The 15,165-nt window shown below is 32.0% G+C and carries 15 protein-coding genes; all 15 read right to left on the bottom strand.

Annotated elements, in window-relative coordinates:
• Positions 1-6: 6 nt before the first annotated feature.
• A complete protein-coding gene (gene rpoN / locus ACJBCC_RS02455) occupies positions 7-1,473 on the bottom strand; it encodes an RNA polymerase factor sigma-54 (RefSeq protein ID WP_407556309.1) in 1,467 nt (488 codons plus the stop codon).
• 75 nt (positions 1,474-1,548) lie between these two features.
• Complete coding sequence (asnS, locus tag ACJBCC_RS02450; protein ID WP_407556308.1) at positions 1,549-2,994, bottom strand: asparagine--tRNA ligase; 1,446 nt, start codon at positions 2,992-2,994, stop codon at positions 1,549-1,551.
• Positions 2,995-3,059: 65 nt separating this feature from the next.
• On the bottom strand, positions 3,060-5,468 hold the full coding sequence (locus ACJBCC_RS02445; RefSeq protein ID WP_407556307.1) for an efflux RND transporter permease subunit: 2,409 nt from the start codon (positions 5,466-5,468) through the stop codon (positions 3,060-3,062).
• A 63-nt stretch (positions 5,469-5,531) separates the two neighbouring features.
• A complete protein-coding gene (locus ACJBCC_RS02440) occupies positions 5,532-6,812 on the bottom strand; it encodes a DUF5686 family protein (RefSeq protein ID WP_299098566.1) in 1,281 nt (426 codons plus the stop codon).
• Between the two features lie 74 nt (positions 6,813-6,886).
• A complete protein-coding gene (frr, locus tag ACJBCC_RS02435; RefSeq protein ID WP_299098567.1) occupies positions 6,887-7,441 on the bottom strand; it encodes a ribosome recycling factor in 555 nt (184 codons plus the stop codon).
• Between the two features lie 48 nt (positions 7,442-7,489).
• Positions 7,490-8,194, bottom strand: a complete 705-nt coding sequence (pyrH, locus tag ACJBCC_RS02430; RefSeq protein WP_299098568.1) for a UMP kinase — start codon at positions 8,192-8,194, stop codon at positions 7,490-7,492.
• A 127-nt stretch (positions 8,195-8,321) separates the two neighbouring features.
• A complete protein-coding gene (tsf, locus tag ACJBCC_RS02425) occupies positions 8,322-9,296 on the bottom strand; it encodes a translation elongation factor Ts (protein WP_299098570.1) in 975 nt (324 codons plus the stop codon).
• Positions 9,297-9,378: 82 nt separating this feature from the next.
• Positions 9,379-10,191 carry a 30S ribosomal protein S2 gene (gene rpsB, locus ACJBCC_RS02420; RefSeq protein ID WP_299098571.1) on the bottom strand — a complete coding sequence of 271 codons (813 nt, stop codon included), beginning with the start codon at positions 10,189-10,191 and terminating at the stop codon, positions 9,379-9,381.
• Between the two features lie 170 nt (positions 10,192-10,361).
• Positions 10,362-10,748, bottom strand: a complete 387-nt coding sequence (rpsI, locus tag ACJBCC_RS02415) for a 30S ribosomal protein S9 (RefSeq protein WP_299098573.1) — start codon at positions 10,746-10,748, stop codon at positions 10,362-10,364.
• On the bottom strand, positions 10,748-11,203 hold the full coding sequence (gene rplM, locus ACJBCC_RS02410) for a 50S ribosomal protein L13 (protein WP_407556306.1): 456 nt from the start codon (positions 11,201-11,203) through the stop codon (positions 10,748-10,750). Before rplM ends, rpsI begins: the two co-directional genes overlap by 1 nt.
• A gap of 160 nt (positions 11,204-11,363) precedes the next feature.
• Positions 11,364-12,023 carry a methyltransferase gene (locus ACJBCC_RS02405; protein WP_407556305.1) on the bottom strand — a complete coding sequence of 220 codons (660 nt, stop codon included), beginning with the start codon at positions 12,021-12,023 and terminating at the stop codon, positions 11,364-11,366.
• Positions 12,023-13,543, bottom strand: a complete 1,521-nt coding sequence (locus ACJBCC_RS02400) for a B12-binding domain-containing radical SAM protein (protein WP_407556304.1) — start codon at positions 13,541-13,543, stop codon at positions 12,023-12,025. Before ACJBCC_RS02400 ends, ACJBCC_RS02405 begins: the two co-directional genes overlap by 1 nt.
• Before the next feature lie 2 nt (positions 13,544-13,545).
• Positions 13,546-14,232, bottom strand: coding sequence for an FkbM family methyltransferase (locus ACJBCC_RS02395; RefSeq protein WP_407556303.1), 687 nt, complete (start codon positions 14,230-14,232; stop codon positions 13,546-13,548).
• Between the two features lie 12 nt (positions 14,233-14,244).
• Positions 14,245-14,958, bottom strand: coding sequence for a sulfotransferase domain-containing protein (locus ACJBCC_RS02390; protein WP_299098578.1), 714 nt, complete (start codon positions 14,956-14,958; stop codon positions 14,245-14,247).
• Between the two features lie 19 nt (positions 14,959-14,977).
• Positions 14,978-15,165 (bottom strand): hypothetical protein (locus tag ACJBCC_RS02385; RefSeq protein ID WP_407556302.1); only part of this gene is annotated, 188 nt, incomplete at its 5' end.

Genomic DNA, 15,165 nt, shown 5'->3' with positions numbered 1-15,165 from the left:
AAATTATTAAAGTTCCTTTCTTAAACGAGCTACAGGTATATCTAATTGTTCTCTGTATTTTGCTACTGTACGTCTTGCAATAGGGTAACCTTTTTCTTTTAAGATTTTAGAAAGGGCTTCATCTGTTAGTGGTTTCTTTTTACTTTCTTCTTCAATAACCGTTTCAAGTATTTTTTTAATTTCTCTAGTTGAGACCTCTTCTCCTTGATCGTTTGTCATTGATTCAGAGAAGAATTCTTTAATCAGTTTAGTACCATAAGGCGTATCTACATATTTACTGTTAGCTACGCGAGATATAGTGGAAACATCCATTTCAATTTCGTCTGCAATATCCTTTAAAATCATAGGACGTAAATTACGCTCATCTCCAGTTAAGAAGTATTCTTTTTGATAATGCATAATAGAACTCATTGTAATAAATAAAGTCTGCTGACGTTGCCTAACTGCTTCTATAAACCATTTTGCTGCATCTAATTTCTGCTTTATAAACATTACCGCATCTTTTTGAGACTTAGATTTCTGCTTGGTTTCTTTGTAACCCTTAAGCATGTTATTGTATTCCCTAGACACATGTAATTCTGGAGCATTTCTACCATTAAGAGTCAACTCTAATTCCCCATTAACAATTTTAATAGCAAAATCTGGTACAATATGCTGAACAATTTTATTATTACCTGCATAAGAACCTCCTGGTTTAGGATTTAAGTGTTCTATTTGCTCAATCGCGTCTTTAAGCTGCTCTTCATCAATATTGAATTTTTGTAGCAACTTTTTATAATGCTTCTTAGTAAACTGCTCAAACGCTTTATCAATAATTGCAATGGCCATTTCAACATCTGGATGTTGTTCTTTTCTATGCAACTGAATACTTAAACATTCTTGCAAGTTACGTGCACCAACGCCTGCAGGATCTAATTGATGTACAATTTTTAGAACCTTCTCAACGTCTTCTTCAGTTGTATATACATTTTGAGTAAAAGCTAAATCATCCGTAATGTCAGATAATGAACGACGTATATAACCACTTTCATCAACACTACCAACTAAGAAATAAGCAATTTCTTCTTCTTGTTCAGATAAACGAAATGTATTTAATTGATTTATTAAATGCTGTGTAAACGAAGTTCCGGCTGCGTAGGGCACAGATTTCTCTTCATCATCAGCGCTATAATTATTGGCTTGTGTTCTATATTCTGGTATCTCGTCGTCGCTTAGATACTCATCAATATTTATATCGTCGGCTTCAATAGTTTCATTATCATCATAAGTGTCGTCTGAATTATCAAATTCGTCTAAATTATCTTGTGATGCTTCTGATTCTTTACCAGTATCTAACGCAGGATTTTCTTCTAGCTCTTGCTTTAACCGTTGCTCAAACGCTTGCGTAGGCAACTGAATCAACTTCATAAGTTGAATCTGTTGTGGTGAGAGCTTCTGTGAAAGTTTAAATGATAAAAACTGCTTTAAAGACATATAATTTCTGTTGATTATAAATGTAATAAAAAAAACCTGATGGGTTTCTATAACCTATCAGGTAAATTTTTACAATTAAAATTCTGCATTTTGAGGTGTTCTTGGATAAGGAATGACATCTCTAATGTTGCCCATTCCGGTTGTGAACATTACCAAACGCTCAAAGCCTAAACCAAAACCAGAGTGTACTGCGGTTCCGTATTTACGTAAGTCTAAATACCACCATAACTCCTTCTCATCAATATCTAAAGCTTTCATTTTTTCTTTTAAAACGTCTAAACGTTCTTCACGCTGAGAACCACCTACCATTTCGCCTATTCCTGGGAATAATATATCCATAGCTCTTACAGTTTCTCTTCCTTCTGCGTCTGGCTCGTTTAAACGCATGTAAAATGCTTTAATGTTTGCTGGATAATCAAATAAAATCACAGGACATTTAAAGTGTTTTTCTACTAAGAAACGTTCGTGCTCAGATTGTAAATCTGCTCCCCATTCATTTATTAAATAATTGAATTTCTTCTTCTTGTTGGGCTTACAATTTCTTAGAATGTCAATCGCTTCCGTATAACTTACACGCTTAAAGTTGTTGTCTACAACAAACTTAATTTTTTCAATTAAGCTCATATCGCTACGTTGTGCTTGAGGTAATTTCTCTTCCTCTTTTTGTAAACGATTATCTAAGAATTCTAAATCTTCTTTGTTGTGTTCTAATACGTAACTTAAAACAGATTTCATAAAATCTTCAGCCAAATCCATATTTCCGGCTAAATCCATAAAAGCAACCTCTGGTTCAATCATCCAGAATTCTGCTAAATGACGTGTTGTATTAGAATTTTCTGCTCTAAATGTTGGTCCAAAGGTGTAAACTTTACCTAAAGACATCGCGTACGTTTCAGCTTCAAGTTGACCAGAAACAGTTAAGTTCGTTTCTTTTCCGAAGAAATCTTCTTTATAATTTACAGTTCCATCCTCATTTAGTGGTGGATTTTTAGCATCTAAAGCTGTTACTTTAAACATTTCTCCAGCACCTTCAGCATCACTACCAGTAACAATAGGTGTATGCATGTAGTTAAAGCCATTCTCATTAAAATACTTGTGTACTGCAAATGATAACGAAGAACGCAAACGCATTACAGCGCTAAATGTATTAGTTCTAGTACGTAGATGAGCGTTTTCTCTTAAGAATTCAAAAGAGTGTTTTTTAGGTTGAATAGGGTAGGTTTCTGGGTCAGAATCTCCTAACACATCTAATGTTTTTACAACAATTTCAACCGATTGCCCTTTACCTTGGCTTTCTACCAATTCTCCAGTAACATGTATAGCTGCACCTGTTGTGATACGCTTTAATAAGGATTCGTCAAAATTTTCAAAATCAACAACACATTGAATATTATTTATGGTTGATCCATCGTTTAAAGCAATAAATCGGTTTGCTCTAAAAGTTCTTACCCAACCTTTTATAGAAACGTCTTGTAACGTTCCATCTTGTGACAATAATTCTGCTACAGTTTTTGAAGTCATTTTTTAATTATTTTGAATGCTAATATATATGATACCAAATAAATTTTAAAATCTATTTAGAAGTGTTAATCGTTTTGTTCTGGATTATCTTCAGCTTCATCTTCCGAAGGTATAATATTTATTGAAGGCTTTCTTAAGACTTCTTTGTTTGCAATATTACGTTCTAAAGATAGCAACAGCGAAGGTAATAATAGTAGGTTAGATAACATCGCGAAAAGTAACGTTATAGATACTAAAGCACCTAATGCCACTGTACCACCAAAACTTGAAATGGTAAATACCGAAAAACCAAAGAATAGCACAATAGATGTATATATCATACTCACGCCAGTTTCTCTAAGTGCTGCATAAACGGATTTTCTAATTTTCCAGTTATTGGCTTGTAATTCTTGTCTGTATTTTGCCAAAAAGTGAATAGTGTCATCTACAGAAATACCAAATGCAATACTAAATACTAATATGGTTGAAGGTTTAATTGGTACACCAACATACCCCATTAATCCTGCCGTAACTAAAAGTGGCAATAAGTTTGGAATTAGTGACACAATTATCATTCTAAACGAACGGAAAAGGTAAGCCATAAATAAGGCAATTAATACAATGGCTAAGGTTAAGGAAATGATTAAATTTTTAACCAAATACTTCGTTCCTTTCTGAAAAACCAAAGCTTTACCAGTCATTATTACCTCGTAGCGTTCACTTGGAAAAACCTTATCTATTTTTGTTTGAAGGTCTTCTTGTATGCGTTCCATTTTTGCCGTACCAATGTCTTTCATAAATGTGGTAATACGTGCATACTGACCTGTGCTATCTACAAAACTAGTGAGTAAATCTACATCTGAAGTTGAGTTTTTAGCATAAGATAAGATGAAACTATTTTCTTGACTTGTTGGTAATTGATAATATTTTGGATTCCCATTATAATATGCCTGCTTACTATATTTAACTAAACTTACTACGGAAATAGGTCGTGATAATTCTGGAATTTCATCAATTACTTCTTCTAATTGTTCCATGCGCTTTAAGGTAGATAATTTCATAACTCCTTTTTTACGCTTAGTATCAATCATTATTTCTAATGGCATAATGCCATCAAATTCAGATTCAAAAAATCTAATATCTCTAAAGAATTCCGTGTCTTGTGGCATGTCTTCAATAAGACTTCCTGATATTTTAATTTGGTAAATACCAATTATACTTCCTATGATTAAAATTAATCCGGTAGCATAAATGGTAATTTTTCGGTCTTTTACCATGCTTACCATCCAATTTACAAAGGCACCAATCCAGCGTTTATTTAGATGTTCTAAATGACGTGCTTTAGGGTAAGGTAAAAACGTATATAGAATAGGAATGATAAGTAAGCAAAGAATGAAAATAGCGACAATACTTAGCGAAGCTACGATACCAAACTCTTTTAGCAATTTACTTTCAGTAAGAATAAAAGTAGCAAAACCAGAAGCTGTAGTAATATTTGTCATTAATGTTGCATTACCTACTTTAGTAATTACACGTTGTAATGATTTTACTTTATTACCATGCGATTTTACTTCATGCTGATATTTATTAATTAAGAAAATACAGTTAGGTATACCAATTACAATTATTAATGGTGGAATTAAAGCGGTAAGTACGGTTATTTCATAACCTAATAAACCAAGAATTCCAAAAGTCCACATCACACCAAAACAAACAACAATAAGTGAAATAAAGGTCGCTCTAAATGATCTAAAGAATAAAAAGAATATTAGTGAGGTAACAAATAAGGCAGCACCAATAAAAATTGGAATTTCATCTACAATGTTCTGCGCATTTAATGTTCTTATATATGGCATTCCCGAAACACGTACGTCTAATCCTGTTTCTTCTTCAAAAGCCGCAATTTTTGGTAAAAAATCATCAATTACGAAATCTTTTCGAGCAGATGTATTAACAATATCCTTTTTTAAATAAATGGCCGTTCTTATCGTTTTGGATTCTGCATTGAACAAAAAATTATCGTAAAATGGGTATTTTTTAAACAACTCGTCTTGAAGAACATCTATTTCTTTAAGACTGTGTATAGAATCTTTAATAAACGGTTCTAAGTCAAATTGCTTTTTTTCGTTATTCTTTACTAGTTTTTGAAGATCTTTTATGGATAGAACAGATTCAACTTCTTCATAATCTTTAAACGAACCAGCAAGGTTGTTCCATGCATTAAATTCTTTAACAGAAAACACCGTAGAATCTTTAACTCCCAGGACAATTAGATTTCCTTCTTCTCCAAAGACTTCTAAAAAATCATTATAAATAAGATTTACCTCATGATCGTCTGGTAGTAGATTAGCTTCAGTAAAGGTAAAACGCATGTGCTTCCATTGCATACTGAAAAACACAGTGGTAAGTATTATAGCTATAAGTATAAAGATTTTATTACGTAGAATTAGCCTCGCAATAGCTTCCCAAAAGCCTGTGGTTAAAAGTTTAAACATGCAAAAATAAAATAAGGAGCAAAGGTAGAAAAAACCTAAAGAATTGAAAGGTATTTAATTAGATTATAATGAAATATTAAACGTGAACTTAAAAGCTAGATTATCCTCAAATTTTGGCAAGTGATAACCACCATATCTGTAGGCGAAACTTAAGCCAAAACCAAAAAATAATTTGTTGATTTCAAGGCCAGACTCAGAATAGATTTTTTCTAAAGTATTAAACTCAATGCTTTGGTGTCTGCTTTTACTATTCATTGCACCTACTGCATATCTAGAAATTAATACTAATTGAGGCTTAAAACGTTCACTTATTTTAAATGGTTTGAAGTAATGCTTTAGTTGTAGCGTAGAGAATTTATCACTGAAAAATTCATTGAAGTACATGGTTTCAAAACTATTTAAACCAGCTACAGAAAATCGCCTCATAACAGTTTCTTTATTTATATTATTTGGGTAAGCGTGATATAAATGTGTTAAAGGCGTGTCGCCTCCAGCGATTCCTGCTACTAAGGTTACTTTACTTATGGCTTCGTTTTTATGTACGAGCTGGTGGATGGTCCTAAAGTCTAGTTTAGCAAAATTAAAATCGCTACCAAATACGGACTTAAATCCTTGGGTTAACTGAAGGGTAAATTTTGGATAGCCATCCTTTGTCTCTTTAACCATATCATTCTCTACAGTGTAATGGCTGAATGGACTCCATTGTAAGCTCATTTTTACAGTGCTTAAATCGTAAGTTTTATAATTAGTATCATCGAGAATGTAGGTGTAATTATAAGTTGGTGTTATTTTGGAAATTGCGAACTGCGTTTCAGATAATAAATTTTTAGATACTTTATGTTGAATAGCAATTGATTTGGTTATATGCCTATGAAATAAATCAATGTTTAATAAACGTGGTTCAAAAAATGTAAAGAACCGCTTATCTGTAAGAAACTTTGAACTTCCCGTTTCTTGTAAATCATCTATATAAGAAAGATTTACCCAAGTGTTAGAGGCTTTATTTACTCTAAATCCACCACCAACTTTATATTTTAAAGATTTGTCCCTAAAACCATAAACGAGATAGCCATCTAAGCGATAACGGTCAGAAAAACGATCATTTGTTATACCACCTAAGCCTGTTCTAAAACCTTCATATTGATTAAACTTTATAAGATATCTTAAATCAATATTGAAGTGATTGAATGGAAGAAAACCATTACCAATATTTTTTAGAAATTCTATTTTTTTTATGGAATCTCTAGCGGTTATGGTAGAATCTTTATCTAAGGACTGAGGCTGTTGAGCAAAACTTAATAGGGAAAACGTTAAAATAAAAACTAGAAGTAGATGTTTTAACATTTGAAATTTTTAATTGAGTTGAATAAAAATAGCCCTAAATAAATTTAAGGATTTTTGATTAAGAAATTTCGCGGTTAAACGGTCATAATCTCTTTTTCCTTAACTTCTAACGTCTCATCTATTTTTTTAACGTAAGTATCAGTTAGTTTCTGGATGTCAATTTCAGCATTTTTTTGAAGATCTTCAGATTCATCAGAATCCTTAATATCATGATTTGCTTCTTTACGCGCGTTTCTAATACCGATTTTTGCATCTTCAGCTTCTGCTTTCGCTTGTTTCGCCAAATCTCTTCTACGTTCCTCAGTTAAAGGTGGTACATTAATAATAATTGTATCACCATTATTCATAGGATTAAATCCTAAGTTTGCAACCATAATACCGCGTTCAATTTCTTGAAGCATTGATTTTTCCCATGGCTGTACTGTAATCGTTCTACCATCTGGTGTATTTACATTAGCCACTTGGCTTAAAGGCGTTTGAGAACCATAATAATCTACCATAACACTACCTAACATTGCAGGACTCGCTTTCCCAGCTCTGATGTTTACAAATTGCTTTTCTAAGTGCTTAATTGCAGCATCCATAGCTTCTTTAGCAGTATCTATTATAAATTTAATGTCTTCGTTCATAATGTTAAAAATTTAATTTAAGATTATCAAAATCTAAGCCAAAAGTTGTTAGTTGACTTTGGTACCAATGTTTTCACCAGAAACTACTTTTAATAAGTTTCCTTTTTTATTCATATCAAATACAATAATAGGTAAGTTATTTTCTTGGCTTAATGTAAATGCTGTCGTATCCATTACTTTAAGACCTTTACTCAATACATCTTTAAATGAAATATTGTCAAACTTAACAGCATTAGTATCTTTTTCAGGGTCTGCTGTATAAATTCCATCTACGCGTGTTCCTTTTAAAATTACATCAGCTTCAATTTCAATAGCTCGTAAAACAGCTGCGGAATCTGTAGTAAAATAAGGATTTCCTGTACCACCTCCAAAAATTACAACGCGTCCTTTTCTAAGATGACTCATTGCTTTTCTTCTTATAAAAGGTTCTGCTACTTCGTTAATTTTAATTGCTGTTTGTAAACGTGTTTTTACATCTGCATCTTCTAAGGCGTTTTGCAATGCCAATCCATTAATAACAGTGGCTAACATGCCCATATGATCACCTTGTACGCGGTCCATACCATTCATAGCTCCTGCAACACCTCTAAAAATATTACCACCACCAATAACAATGGCAACTTCTACTCCTAAGTCTGTAATTTCTTTAATGTCTTTAGCGTATTCTGATAAACGTTCTGGATCAATACCATACTGACGATTTCCCATTAAGGCTTCACCAGATAATTTTAGAAGTATTCTTTTATATTTCATTGTATGATTTAAAGGTTGGGCAAAGCTACGTAATTATTAGCTTCTGTAAAAGTGAAAAAAATGCAAAAAAAATGCTTCTCAATTCTGAGAAGCATTTTTTAGTATAATAGGATTTGAATCTTATTAATTATCCAACAGTTGCACGTTTAAAACCAGTAACAGCAACGTCACCATAAGATTTTACGTAATCAGCAACAGTTTGCTTTTCGTCTTTGATAAACTTTTGATCTAATAAACACTTTTCTTGATCTAAAGTTGTGTTATCAGAAATGAAACGCTCCATTTTACCTGGTAAAATTCTGTCCCAAATTTGCTCTGGTTTCCCTTCAGCTTTTAATTCAGCTTTTGCAGCCTCTTCTGCTTCAGCGATAACCTCTGGCGTTAATTGAGCCATAGAAATGTAACTTGGTACATTCTTTAAAGTTTTACCTAAACGTCCTAATTCAATATTATCTTTTTCAATAACTGCGATACGCGCTTCAGTTTCTGATGCGATAAATGCAGGCTCAAAATCTTTGTAAGATAAGGTTGTTGCTCCCATTGAAGCTACTTGCATTGCTACGTCTTTTACTAAAGTTTCAACATTGTCTACTTTTGAAGATAAACCTACTAAAGCTGCAATTTTGTTAATGTGAACATATTGTCCTACGTACGGAGCTTCTAATTTCTCAAAAGAAGTAATGTCTAATTTTTCACCAATAACACCTGTTTGCTCAATTAATTTTTCAGCAACAGTCATTCCTCCAAAATCAGCAGCTAAAAATGCTTCTTTAGAGTCATGATTTAAAGCAATCTCTGCTAATTGGTTAGCTAATGCTACAAAGTTTTCGTTTTTACCAACAAAATCAGTTTCACATCCTAAAACGATAGCTACACCAGAAGTGTTGTCTGCGTTTATTTTTGCAATAGCAGCACCTTCAGAAGAATCTCTGTCAGCTCTTTTTTCTGCAACTTTTTGCCCTTTTTTACGTAATACTTCAATGGCTTTATCAAAATCACCACCAGCTTCAACTAAAGCTTTTTTACAATCCATCATACCAGCACCAGTTGCTTGTCTAAGCTTGTTTACTTCTGCTGCTGTAACTTTTACAGTATTTTCCATAGTTTTTGAATTTAAAAAAGTCATTTAATTAATTTTCAAATTGAAAAGAACCAAATGACTTTTAATATTGTATAAATGTTATTTATTCTTCTTCTTGAGATGCTACCGGAGCTTTTTCAGCTTTTTCTGCTGCTGGCTTAGCTTCCTTTTTAGCTTCTGCTTTTGTTTCAGTTTTTTGAGATTTTGCATCTTTTTCTGCACGTTCAGCTTTTCTTTCGTTTAAGCCATCAGCGATTGCAGATGTTACAATAGATAAAATTTTATCTACAGATTTAGAAGCATCATCATTTGCAGGAATTAAATAATCTACTTCACGAGGATCAGAGTTTGTATCTACCATCGCAAAAATTGGGATATTTAATTTTTGAGCTTCTTTAATTGCAATATGCTCACGCATGATATCTACAACGAAAATAGCACCTGGTAAACGTGTCATATCAGAAATAGAACCTAAGTTCTTTTCTAATTTTGCACGTAAACGATCTACTTGTAAACGTTCTTTTTTAGATAAAGAGTTGAATGTACCATCTTTCTTCATTCTATCAATAGCAGCCATTTTCTTTACAGCTTTTCTAATAGTAACAAAGTTTGTTAACATTCCACCTGGCCAACGCTCAGTAATGTATGGTTGGTTTACAGCACCTGCTTTCTCAGCAACGATGTCTTTAGCTTGTTTTTTTGTAGCAACGAATAAGATTTTCTTTCCTGATGCTGCTATTTTAGCTAACGCTTCAGAAGTTTCTTCAATTTTTGCTGCTGTTTTGTAAAGGTTGATAATATGGATACCGTTACGCTCCATATAGATGTAAGGAGCCATGTTTGGGTTCCACTTACGTGTAAGGTGACCGAAGTGTACACCTGCTTCAAGTAATTCTTTTACTTCTACTTTTTCCATTTTGTAATAGTTTACGTTCTGTTAAATTAGCAATGTTCCATTTGGCTTTTGCCGTTGGCTTCATTTAGATGCTAAACTGTTTGATTCTAAATTGACTTAGAATCGTTCTAATAAAATAAAATAATTCAGAACTCGTAAAAACAAGTTCTGAATTAAGTGTTGTTTGGATATTAACGTTTCGAGAATTGGAATTTCTTACGCGCTTTCTTCTGTCCGAATTTCTTACGCTCTACCATTCTTGGGTCTCTCGTTAATAGACCTTCTGGCTTTAATACTAGTCTGTTTTCAGGATCTAGTTCGCACATAGCGCGACTTAATCCTAAACGTATTGCTTCTGCCTGGCCGGTGATACCACCTCCATATACGTTAACAGTAATATCAAAGTTGCCATCATTGTTAGTCAAGGCTAAAGGTTGGTTTACTTTGTATTGCAATGTTGCAGTACTAAAATAATCCGCCATGTCTTTTTTGTTCACCGTGATTTTGCCACTTCCTTGGGCAAGGTACACACGAGCAACAGCCGTCTTTCTACGGCCAATTTTGTGAATTACTTCCATTAGTTAATTTCGTTTAATGTCATTGTTTTTGGTTTTTGCGCCTCGTGAGCATGCTCTGTACCAGTAACAACTGTTAAATTTCTAAAAAGAGTTGCACCTAATTTGTTCTTAGGTAACATTCCTTTTACTGACTTCTCTACTAATCTACTTGGGTCTTTCCCAAATAATTCAGTAGCTGTCAAACTTCTTTGTCCACCTGGATAACCTGTGTGACGGATATAACTTTTTTCCGTCCATTTGTTACCAGTTAAGTTGATTTTTTCCGCATTAATAACAATTACGTTATCACCGCAATCAACGTGTGGCGTAAAATTAGGCTTGTGCTTACCTCTTAAAAGTATTGCTACTCTTGAAGCTAAGCGACCTAAAGTTTGTCCTTCAGCATCAACTAAAACCCACTCCTTATTAACGGTAGCTTTGTTAGCTGAAACTGTTTTGTAGCTTAATGTATCCACACTAATTTGATTTATATTTACGCTTCACAGCGCAAAAAGATTAAACATTCCTCTTTAAAAAAGAGTTTGCAAATTTACGATAAACTATTGATTTACCAAACCTTGATGAAGGTTTTTTTATGTTGAAATTTAGAGACTTATATAATGCTTAGTATTCGTTTTAGTTTTTTGATGATACCTTATATATATAATTACGTTCTGTGAACATAGTTCTTTCTAACTCAATTTCTAATTTAAAACCTTGTTTGCTTGCAATGTCAGTAATTTTAGAAATGTTACAATCTTGCGATAAAATCATAAGAATACAATCATCTGACCTATTTTTTAGTTGTGTAAACAGGTTACGAAAATATTCAAAGTCTTCTCCACAGAACCAAGCATTTTCTTTGATATTTGTTGGGTTTTTAGGATAATATGGTGGATTAATTATAACATAGTCGAAACCTTGAGATGTAAGGTTTTGAAATAGGTCTGAATTAATGATCTCAACATCTAAATTGTTTTTAACCGTAGCTTGCTTTAGTGCTGTAAGAGCAATGTTGTTAATGTCTGAAGCTGTAACAATAGCTTTTTTTGACGCTGCAAATAATGAAATAATTCCGGAACCACAGCCCAATTCTAAAACCGTTTTGTTTTCTAATTCTAATGATTTTAAGTATTGTAATAGAATCTTTGTACTTAATGTATAATGCGGAGGAAACACCTCTGGCATTACCATGACCTCAATACCATCATATTTAAATGGTCTAGGTTTTGAAAATGCTTTTTTTGCTCCTAATTTTAGAAAAGGATCTAATAGTCGCTTTATTAGTTTTCTCATTATTCTGAATAAAATCCTTCTATTTCGGGTTGTCTATATTTCCAGATTTTATGTAAAACCTTAATTTCATAAGGTAGTTTATAAATACCTTGCTTGTATCTATAACCAGAAATTAATTTTAAAATTTGTTTCTTATATCCCTTTATTCTAAAATCTGAAACGGTTGGATAGTACCCATTTAATACAGTTTCAAAATTTTGAATTTTATCTATCATATAGGGTTTTAACCATGGCGTTAAAGGATTTTTACGTAAATCGAATTTTTCCCAACTTGGATTAATCCATTCTTCTAAGGTTTTAGGAAATGAAAAGCCTGCATCTAAAATTTGCTGATACAGTTCAGAACCTTCAGTAGGTACAGGACTGTATAAATAAATTATAATTTCAGTATCTGGATTGATTGTTTTTATCTCTTTTATAAAATTAATATCCCATAAAATTTGCTCATATACTGTTTTCTCATCTTTTGCTGGTAGGCCAAGTACAAAAGAGAGTTCAGGGATGATGTCTGCTTTTTTCATTCGCAATACAAAATCCTTGATCATTTGGCCGCTTTGTGTTCCGCCTTTATTCATTTGTTTTAGAACGTCATCGTTTCCTGTTTCTGCACCTAAAAACATCATTCTACAACCAGCTTTTCGCATGAGTTGTAGGTCTTCATCAGAGTATTTGTTAATGGTGTCAATTCGGCCTTCGCCCCACCATTCTATATTATCGTTAATAACAAGTTTAGAGAATTCTAGGACGCGCTTCTTTGAGGTGAAAAAATTATTATCATGAAATTCTAAGGCATCAATATTGTACTTCTCTTTAAAATATTGAACATCTTTATATATGTTTTCTGCAGATTTAGCTTTCCACTTAGCATTATATATAGGAACAACAGCGCAAAATGAACATGAAAATGGACAACCCATACTAGAATGGTAAGCTAAGGTCCTTTTTCCCATAAATGTTTTTGCGAGATAGCTTTCTAAGGGATAGAACGTATTGAAATAGGTATATGGATATTGTGGTAATGAATCTTGATCTAACAAGGCTTCTTTTACAGTTTGTATGATATTGTCGTTCTCATCCTTATATATAAGATTGCGAATAAGTATTTTTTTTTGATCATTTTTCCCTTCTAACACATCTAGTAATTGCGGAAATGTATTATCTCCAGGACCATTTACTATATAATCTACGTAGCCAGAATCCATGCAAACTTTATATTGGTTTGAGGCAAAATAACCTCCCCAAATCGTAATGCTTTCAGGATATAATTCTTTTATTTTTTTTGTAAAAGGAATCGCCTGTTTTAACTGTGGTCCAGGCATAACGGTTGAACAAAAATATTTGAACTCTCCTGTATTAAAGTAATTGAGAATTATTTTTAACGGATCGTTTTCAACATTGCCATCTACAAAAACGTAATCGTATTTACCATGAATTGAAGCACCAACTTGAAGAATAGAATTTGGTATACGATGCTTGGTATTAGCACTTTTTGGGTTGAATATGATTATTTTGTTATTCACTTTTATTTTAGTTTTGCAAAAATATTACCGTGTAGGTTTCCTATGTCCATAGCTTTAATTTCTGTGGACATTTCTTTTGCTGAAATCCAGTTCTTTAATTCTAATTTAGGTTTTTCATTTAGCATATAATTAAAAGTGTAATCTCCTAAATCATCAAATTTAGATATACACTGTAATGTTTCTTCAATAAAACCGCCAGTAAATTCAAACTCAATAATAGAAATTTTATAACTTAAATTTTTTAAGATTTCATATTCATAACCTTCGGCATCAATCTTACAAAAATCTGGTATTCCATACATTTCAATTTGAGAATTTAAAGTTACAACTTTAACACGTTCTTTTTGATTCCAATATATATTGTCTGTGGTAAAGTAGGATTTGAACTTATGAGATAGTGTAGCAATTTCAATATGACTACCAATAAATAAATCTAACTCAGTGTTTTCAGCTCCAATAGCTATTTTTTTAATTTTAAAATTAGGATGCTTTTTTTGAATTTTTAACAGAGAATAGTAGCAATTTTTTTGAGGTTCAAATCCGATTACATGGTGTTGTAAGTTTAATAAAATTGAACTTTTGTCTCCTATGTTTGCGCCAATATCAAAACATAAACTTTTCTCTTTTATTAAAGCTCTATAAAAGTTGATACTTTTTTTTCTTCTTAAATGTTGATTAATGAAATTCATTAACACTAGTGTTTAATTTATGATTTCATATCCAAAGTAATCTAAAGAATTACTTAGATGTTCAATAAATAATTGATTTTCTGAATTTGAAAGCTGATGTTTCCAATATCCTGCCTCTCCTTTTCTTAGATTATTTGTTTGTTTAGCATTTTTAAAAGATTGTTTGTCAATAGCATTTAGAATAAACTTATCGGTTTTCTCAATATTGAGAAATTTTAAAATTTGCTGGCACTCAAACTTAGGATTTTGTAATAAATCTTCATATTTTACAAAAAGTATGTCTTTATTGAGATAACCATTATAGTGATTTTTCCAAGAGAATTTACACCATTGATTTACTTTTTCATTACCAGATAGCACTGCTTTAATCATTTGCTTTTTTTTAAAAGCTTTAGGTGAGAGTTTATCAATTATAGAAGATTTTTTAAGAAATTTAAAGAAATATAGACCGGAAATAACAACATCTCTAGGGTCTCTTATTATATATATAATTTTATCAATACTTTTTTTGTCAACGCTAAAAATCTCTTCATAAGTATGATGTGATTTATAACAGTCATAAGCAGATATTCTATCTTGACCTTCTTCTATTGGGTCGTTGTCTATTTTAAATCCCCAATTTCCTTTTAATGGACATACCAAAAGTTCAGCAACTAATTTAGACATCCAAGTAGTACCACTTTTTGGATAGCCCACAATAACAATATTTTTCTTTGTTTCTTCCAACCTTTGATGTGTTAACTAATTACGAAATAATAGTTTTAGTTTTTAGATGTTTAGTTAGCCAGTACCATAATATTATTGTAATTAAAATTTGACTAATAGCTTTTAATAAAAAAGCTTCATTTATACCATAGTTATGTTGCATTACTAAACCAAATGTAATCTGTAATAAAACAATTAAAAAAGCAAAAATACTGACATCTTTTTGTA

The organism is Winogradskyella sp. 4-2091 (genome assembly GCF_045765065.1).
Classification (GTDB): Bacteria; Bacteroidota; Bacteroidia; order Flavobacteriales; family Flavobacteriaceae; genus Winogradskyella.
The sequence above is the reverse complement of the archived record's forward strand: the minus strand, read 5'-3'. Positions and strand labels throughout refer to the sequence as shown.